The sequence below is a fragment of the Rhodopseudomonas sp. B29 genome (genome assembly GCF_000333455.1).
In the GTDB taxonomy this organism is placed as follows: domain Bacteria; phylum Pseudomonadota; class Alphaproteobacteria; order Rhizobiales; family Xanthobacteraceae; genus Rhodopseudomonas.
This window is the reverse complement of the sequence record NZ_BADD01000563.1, coordinates 1-7,902: the sequence shown is the minus strand read 5'-3', so window position 1 is coordinate 7,902 and position 7,902 is coordinate 1. Positions and strand designations below refer to the sequence as shown.

The window sequence follows — 7,902 nt, the reverse complement described above, 5'->3', positions numbered from 1 at the left end:
AGGTTCCACTCACTTGGGTGGTCTGGTTCGAGGCGGTGGTTTTCACCCATTCGCCGCCTCTGAGGCCGAACTTGAACTGCAGGCTGTCAGGGCCGTCGCCGGCGATATCGCGGCCGACGGCGGCGTCGGCCAGCCAGTGGGTTTCCTTGTTGGTTGCCGTGAACGTGTCGCTGCCCGTGGCGGTGCCCAGCCGCGGAACTGTGGCGGATGCGGCAAGCGAGGCAGAGTCGCTGGCCTTGGCTTCGCCGTAACGAATTTGCCCGCTGACATGCCAAGGTGAAGCCGCGAAGCGGTAGTCGAACCCAGCGGCGCCTTGCCAGCCGACCTTGGGCAGCAGATTGAAGCTCCCGCCGACATTGTTCGGGGCAGCGAAGACGGGTGGGTTGAGGGTGTAGTCGGAACGGACGGGATCGCCGCCGCTCCAGATCGCGCCGCCCTCCGCCCACAGCCGGAACTGGCGGGGCGCGTGTTGCACCGGCGCCTTGGTGCTGAACGGCAGATCGGCCGCGTAGGCGTTCAGCGGATCGGAGCGCGTGGCCGGCGCTGCGCCGGCTGTGGGCGCGGCTGCGATTGTCGTGACCGGAGCCGTCGTCGATCGCAGCGCCGCGTTGCGTTCGCGCAGGATCTTGTTCTGGCGCAGAGCCTCGTTCTCCCGGCGGATCGCGGCGTTTTCCTTCTCCAGCGCATCGATGCGCGCTTGCACGCGGTCGGCCGGCTCGGCGTGCGCGGTGCCGGCCAGCAGGCTCGAGATCGCCAAAACCGGAATGATGACCTTTTTCATATCGCCCCACTGAGATGTCTGCCTGCGCCGTGGCGGCGCCGTGCTGGCAGAAATCTTTCCGAATCGGCTGAGTGGGACCACCCGGCAAATGCCAGTGGCGCAGTTGCTTCCTGAGTGGATGTGGCAGAACTGCCGCAGCGCTGCGGCTGAACCCAACAACTCGACTAATGGCTGCGGATCACCGGCTGCGTCGTCTTCAGCAACGCGACCAGCTGGCTTTGCTGACGGGTGCGCGTCTTGCGGAAGATGCCTTCCAGATAGGAGCGCGCAGTGCTGAAGCGGATGCCCTGACGGGCGGCGGCTTCTTTCAGCGAGATGCCGCTCGCAAGCGCGGTCGCGAGGCGTGCCTCCGCCGGGCTGAGGTCGAAGAGTTGCCGCACCTGATCCTCGAACGGATCGGGCAACTCCAACGTCACTTCGCGCAGATAGATGACCGCTTGCGGCAGAGGCGGGAACAACGACGCGGCGGGAAGCGGGACGACGCTGAGCGCGACATCGCGGCCGATCTCGCCGCGTTCGCCTTCGCCCGTGGTCGGATTGGCGCGGACCATCAAGTCACCGCCGGCGCCCGGCGGCATGCCCTCCTGAACGGCGCAGACATTGGAGACGAGTTGCTGCAAGGCCAGGCTGGTTCTGCGATCCGCCGTCGACAGCACGCCTCGCTTGAGCCGCAGCGGGCTCTGCGGCGAAGCCACGATCCTTTGCGCGGCCTCGTTGAGGTCGTGCACGTGGAGCCCGGCATCGACGATGACGACGCCGAACGGCAGCGCCGACTGCGCCGCCGTCGCAACCCGCGCCGAACTGAACTTGTGAAAGATCTCGGTGGCCCGCGTCAGATGCGAGGCTATCAAACGCATCAACTCGACATCAGCAGGCGCGAAGACCTGCTGGTGTCGCCCGCGGTGCACGCCGAGATACCAGAACGACGAACCCGACGTCAGAACCTTGGCGCCGAGTCCGTCATACATATCCTGCGGCACCATCCATTCGTTCCAGAAACGGCTGCGGTGCAGCCGCTCGGCGCCGACCAGCGCTTCCTCCAGAAGGATTTCGCCGGTCGGCGCGCCGTTCAGCGCATCGGCGAACTCTGTGGAGGTTCCGGCGAACTCCGCCACATAGCGGGACTGGAATTCAGCATCGAGGGTCGGGTTGATGACATCGCCCGGGCCGACGTCGGGCCCGAAACGGGTCAGGCAACACCGTGAGGCGTTGAACAACTGCCGCAATTGTTCGATTGCTCGCGGCCACGCCGAGGCGTCAGAGGTGCCTTCGTAGATACTGCCGATTGCACGCGAAATCTGGTCTGGTCCGACAACAGACATGGCAAAGTTTCTTGCACAAAGTTTTTCGTGCTCGAAGCGAGCAGCTATTGTTGCTGTACGTAAGCGCACCGAATGTGTGGGCGAACGCCGGCCGCGTCAAACGCAAAATAGTCTCACGGCGCGCAACGATGAGGCAGCGTCACCAGCGAGATAAGATTATCGCCGTGATTCACCGCCACGTGCGTGCAGTTCACGCCGGGCTCGCGTGACGATCGTGACGAAGGACAACTATGAAGTCTCGAGGCTGCGCATCGTTGAGACTGGACATCATCGAGCCTCGCATCACCAAGCGATAAGTTACCCAGTCTTCCCGTCATCAAACTTTCACGTCACCGAGCACGCGCGATACGAAGTGCAACGGGCGTGCTCAGCGTCCGACGATCACTCCGATGACGTTCGGTGACGCGCGGTAGCTGTCCTCGATCCTGGCCCGCGCGGCGGCGCGGTTGTCGGGGGTGAGGAGGCCACGTTTCTCGGCCAGGACCATCCAGCAATAGCCCCACCAGTCGGTCAGCATGCCGGAGTCGTCGACAAGGTCGTAGCCCTGCTCGGCGGCGAAGATCCGTGCGCTCCCCTCGTCGAGCGTGTCGAGCCAAGCCAGATCCTCGGGTGCGAACATCTCGTCGTCGAGGTCGTCCGGGCAATAGTCCCAGATCGAGCGGCAGACCGCGTTGAATTCGCGGTCGATCCGATCGTCGTCGACCAGCTCGGTGCGGGCGAGCTGGTGCAGCCGCGTCAGCGACCGGGCGAAATCGGCGATGCGGGTCAGCGCCAGCTGGTCGAATGCGATGGTGGACATGTAGTTCTCACAAGCCAAGGCAATCCTACATATAGCGCCGCGGGGCGCCGAATCACTATGATATATCAGTGGCTTGCTAAATTGTTCTTAATTTGTTCTTGTCGTGCTGCGCTCTTCACGAGGAGTTCATGTCACGTCGGGGATGGTAGCGACCGCTGCAGGCCCGGGCGAGACTCCATATGCGGAGTTCGTTGCCCGCGGCGCCTGCGGCGTAACGATCACACTGTGCCCAAAACCGAGGCACAGCGCCGCAACGATGCCCTCGTCATGGGTTTCGATCCCGGCATAACATTTGTATGGTCCGGTTCCGCTCTCGTTTCAGGAAATGATCGTCCGACGTGTCAGACAAGTATGAAGTGCAGCAGGCGCCGATCGACGAGCAGGCGCTGTCCGAGATCAAGGGCGCGATCCTCGCCAAGCTGACGCTGGCGATCGGCAAGGAGGCCGTGCAGGCCACCAAGCACGATTGGTACAAAGCGGCGGCGCTGGCGCTGCGTGACCGCATCGTGCACCGCTGGCTGGTCTCCGAGAAGGAGAGCTACGACGCCGGACGCAAGCGGGTCTATTACCTGTCGCTCGAATTCCTGATCGGCCGGCTGTTCACCGACGCGCTCAACAACATGGGACTGCTGGCGCAATTCCGGGCCGCGCTCGGCGATCTCGGCGTCGGCCTCGACGACTTACGCAAATGCGAGCCCGACGCGGCGCTCGGCAATGGCGGCCTCGGCCGGCTCGCCGCCTGCTTCATGGAGAGCATGGCGACGCTGGACATCCCGGCTTTCGGCTACGGCATCCGCTACGATTACGGCTTGTTCCGACAGATCATCAATCACGGCTGGCAGCAGGAATTCCCCGACGAGTGGCTGAGCTTCGGCAATCCGTGGGAGCTGCAGCGGCCCGAGGTGGTGTACCAGGTCAAATTCGGCGGTCAGGTCGAGCAGGTCACCGACGCCAAGGGCTTCACGCGCGTGGTGTGGAATCCGGGCGAGACCGTGCAGGCAGTCGCCTATGACACGCCGATCGTCGGCTGGCGCGGCCAGCACGTCAATGCGCTGCGGCTATGGTCGGCGCGCGCGCCCGATCCGCTGCTGATCGACGTGTTCAATACCGGCGATTATCTCGGCGCCACCGCCCATGAGGCGCGCGCCGAGGCGATTTGCAAATTCCTCTATCCAAACGACGAAAGCCCGGCCGGCCGCGAACTGCGGCTGCGCCAGGAGTACTTCTTCGTCTCGGCCTCGTTGCAGGATCTGATCAAACGGCATTTGGATTCCGACGGCCAGATCCGCAACCTCGCCAAGAAGGCGGCGATCCAGCTCAACGACACCCATCCGTCGCTCGCCGTGACCGAACTGATGCGGCTCTTGGTCGACGTCCACGGCCTGCGCTGGGACGACGCCTGGCAGATCACCGTGGCGACGCTGAGCTACACCAACCACACGCTGCTGCCCGAGGCGCTCGAGACCTGGCCGCTCGATCTGTTCCAGCGCACGCTGCCGCGCCACCTCGACATCATCTACCGCATCAACGAGACGCATCTGTCGCTGGCGGAAGCGACCTGCCCCGGCGATATCGAATTCCGCGCCTCGGTGTCGCTGATCGACGAGAAGGCCGGCCGCCGCGTCCGCATGGGGCATCTGGCTTTCATCGGCTCGCATCGCATCAACGGCGTCTCGGCGATGCATTCGGACCTGATGAAGGAGACCGTGTTCCACGATCTCAACCATCTCTATCCCGGCCGCATCACCAACAAGACCAACGGCATCACTTTCCGGCGCTGGCTGACTCTGGCCAATCCGGGCCTCACTGATCTGGTCCGCGCCACTTGCGGCGACGAGGTGCTGGACGATCCGACGCGGCTCTCCAAGCTCGAAGCTTTTGCCGGCGACGCCGCGTTTCAGCAGCAGTTCCGCAGCGTCAAGCATCGCAACAAGATCGCGCTGGCGCGGCTGATCGGCGAGCGCAACAACGTCCGGGTCGATCCCGGCGCACTGTTCGACGTGCAGATCAAACGTATTCACGAGTACAAGCGGCAATTGCTCAACGTGCTCGAGACCGTCGCACTGTATCACGCCATCAAGGACGAGCCGAACCGCGACTGGGTGCCGCGCGTCAAGATCTTCGCCGGCAAAGCGGCGGCGAGCTATCGCTACGCCAAGCTGATCATCAAGCTGATCAACGACGTCGCCAGCGTGGTCAACAACGACAAGTCGATCGGCGACAAGCTCAAGGTCGTGTTCATGGCCGACTACAATGTCAGCTTGGCCGAAGTGATCATTCCGGCGGCCGATTTGTCCGAGCAGATTTCGACCGCCGGCATGGAAGCGTCCGGCACCGGCAACATGAAGCTGGCGCTCAACGGCGCGCTGACCATCGGCACGCTCGACGGCGCCAATATCGAGATCCGCGATCACGTCGGTCCCGAGAATATCGCGATCTTCGGCATGGAGGCGCTCGAAGTCGTCGCCCGCCGCTCGCAGGGGCTCGATGCCACCGACGTCATCCGGCGTTCGCCGGCGCTCGATCGCGCCATTCGGTCGATCGACTCCGGCGTGTTTTCGCCCGACGATCCGGCGCGGTTCGCCTCGGTGGCGCACGCGCTGCGCCACCTCGATCACTACATGGTCAGCGCCGATTTCGACAGTTACTACGAAGCCCAGCGTGGCATCGATGCGCGCTGGAGCGCTGGCCCGGCATGGACTCGCGCCGGCATCCTCAACGTCGCCCGCATGGCGTGGTTCTCCTCCGACCGCACCATCGCCGAATACGCCGAAGACATCTGGGACGTCCCGACCACGGTATCGCAGCGCGAGCACGCGGCGAGGCTGGCGAAGGGGTAGGGCTGAGCGTGATGGCGATCGCGCCGGGCACTGCGCAACCTCTCCCGCTTGCGAGACCTCTGCGAAACCGGCCGCGCTGGCGGTTTTGGGTTGGTGGCGGCGGTTCTTGTGATGGGATTTGTGCTGCGCGGAGCGGCTGAGCGGCTCTGACGGCTGTTTGTCAGCGGATGGAGGCTGCGGTTCGCAGGTTGTAGGCGATCGCGATCAGATCGAGGTGGAATGCGTTGGCAGCGATGCCGGCGTAGCGCATGCGGCTGAGGCAGTAGCGGCCTTTGATTTGAGAGAAGGTGCGTTCGACCGCCTGCCTCACGCGACCGATCAGCTTGTTGCGCACGCTCTGCCAGCGCGGCAGCGCCTTCTGGTGTTTGTTGCGGCGATGCTGGATGCGGTCCTTGATGCCGCGGGCTTTGAGGGCTTGGCGGCGCGCGCGCTTCTCGTAGGCCTTGTCGGCATAGACGGCCTTCTCGTCGCCGAGGACGAGATCGTCGGCGACGTCGCTCTCAGCCGTCTTGGCACCGGTCAGTTTGCGGGCCCGGATCAGGCCCGATCCCTGATCGACCGCAATATGCGCTTTGTAGCCGAAGAACAGTTTCCGTCCTGCGCCGTGCCGGGTCCAATTGGCCTGCGGGTCGTGTGACGAACGGCTCTCTGTCTCACGCGGTGTCGATCCCGACGCGGGCGTTCGCCCTGAGCTCTGAATCAGAGTGGCGTCGATCAAAGTCCCCGTCTTCAGGACATATCCGGCCGCTTCGAGCTGGCGGAGAACTTCCTGAAACAGCGCCTCCCCTAGGCCCGCCTGCTGCAAGGCATTGCGAAACCGGCACAGCGTGGTCTCGTCGGGCGTCTGCGCATCCAGCGCGAACCCGCAAAAGCGTCGAAACGAGAACCGGTCGAGCAGTGCCTCTTCAAGCCCGGGGTCCGACAGTCCGTACCATTGCTGCAGCAGCAAGGCCTTGAACATCGCCAGCGGTTCGTACGGCGGACGACCGGTCTCGCCCGGTCGCACCTTGCGGATCAGACCGGAAAGACGGTCCCAATCGATCAGACCCGAGATGCGGTCGAGCCGCTGGTTGCGCCCAAACCCCGCCGGCAGCAAAGCCTCGATGAAACTGTCCTGCGCCATCCGATCCACCTCCGCCAATGCGCAAGTGAATCACATCCGAGCCGGATAGTCAGGTTTTGCAGAGGTCTCGCTTGCGGGGGAGGGGGAGCGCTGCGCTTTGGAGCGGCTCATTGCGCTGCCGACAAGCTCGCCCGGTCCACGGCAGGCGCATCATATGACGACCGACCGCCATTGCACCGCAGCGTCTGCCGGTGCATGGTGCGGTGAAGCAAGAACAACAACGGGAGCCGACATGGACGCCAAGGTCGAGGCAGTGAGCGCCAACAGCACTGCGCATCCATTCGACGTTGCCACCGCCGCTACGTTCGACGGCACGCGCTGGCAGGGTGCGACCAGTGACGGTTATCACGCCTTCGTCGGCCAGTTCGGCGGCGCCACCGCGGCGACGCTGCTGCGGACGTTGATGCGGCAAAAGGAAATCGCCGGCGATCCGTTGGCCTTCACGGTGAATTTCTGCGCGCCGATCGCACCGGGCGGGTTCGACCTGACGCCGCGGCTGATCAAGGCGACCCGTTCGACGCAGCATTGGTCGATCGAGGCGACGCAGGCCGGCGAGGTCGCTGCGTTCGCCACCGCGGTGTTCGCGCAGCGCCGCGAGACCTGGACCCATCGCCCGACTGCGATGCCGGCCGTCAAGTCGCTCACTGAGACGCCGGTCTACACCCGCGTTGCGGCGCCGTGGATCGAGCAGTTCGAATTTCGCTTTCCCGAGGACGAGCCGAACTTCTCCGGCGCCGCTTTCGCCGAGCCGGCGAGCGCGCATACCAAGGTCTGGATCGGTCACGCGGTGCCGCGCACGCTCGACCTGCTGTCCTTGTCCGCCATCGCCGATGCGTTCTTCGCCCGCATTTTCCATGTCCGCGGCGAACTGCTGCCGATCGGCACGGTGTCGATGACGACGTATTTCCACGTCGACGCCGCCGAGCTCGCGGCCGAGCCGATCACCGCGGTGCTCGGCGTCGCCGACGCCAACGTGTTTCACAAGAGCTTCAGCGACCAGACCGGGGAACTGTGGTCGCCGAGCGAACGTTTGCTGG

The 7,902-nt window shown here is 64.4% G+C and carries 5 protein-coding genes and 1 pseudogene; 2 read left to right on the top strand and 4 right to left on the bottom strand.

Going from position 1 to position 7,902, the window contains the following annotated elements:
- From I5M_RS20020 to I5M_RS20010, 3 genes and pseudogenes are all read right to left on the bottom strand, one after another.
- Positions 1 to 781, bottom strand: a pseudogene (locus I5M_RS20020) (hypothetical protein); the annotation flags it as partial.
- A gap of 164 nt (positions 782 to 945) precedes the next feature.
- Entirely contained in the window at positions 946 to 2,103 is a 1,158-nt protein-coding gene (locus tag I5M_RS20015; protein WP_022723016.1) for a LuxR family transcriptional regulator, read from the bottom strand.
- A 367-nt stretch (positions 2,104 to 2,470) separates the two neighbouring features.
- Positions 2,471 to 2,902, bottom strand: a complete 432-nt coding sequence (locus I5M_RS20010) for a hypothetical protein (protein ID WP_022723015.1) — start codon at positions 2,900 to 2,902, stop codon at positions 2,471 to 2,473.
- Between the two features lie 338 nt (positions 2,903 to 3,240).
- Between I5M_RS20010 and I5M_RS20005 the strand changes: the two genes are divergently transcribed.
- Positions 3,241 to 5,742, top strand: coding sequence for a glycogen/starch/alpha-glucan phosphorylase (locus I5M_RS20005; protein WP_022723014.1), 2,502 nt, complete (start codon positions 3,241 to 3,243; stop codon positions 5,740 to 5,742).
- Between the two features lie 160 nt (positions 5,743 to 5,902).
- On the opposite strand, the gene I5M_RS20000 is transcribed toward I5M_RS20005, so the two are convergent.
- Complete coding sequence (locus tag I5M_RS20000; protein WP_022723013.1) at positions 5,903 to 6,865, bottom strand: IS5 family transposase; 963 nt, start codon at positions 6,863 to 6,865, stop codon at positions 5,903 to 5,905.
- A 232-nt stretch (positions 6,866 to 7,097) separates the two neighbouring features.
- On the opposite strand from I5M_RS20000, the gene I5M_RS19995 reads away from it, so the two are divergent.
- The coding region (locus tag I5M_RS19995) for an acyl-CoA thioesterase II (RefSeq protein ID WP_022723012.1) at positions 7,098 to 7,902 on the top strand (805 nt) is incomplete at its 3' end.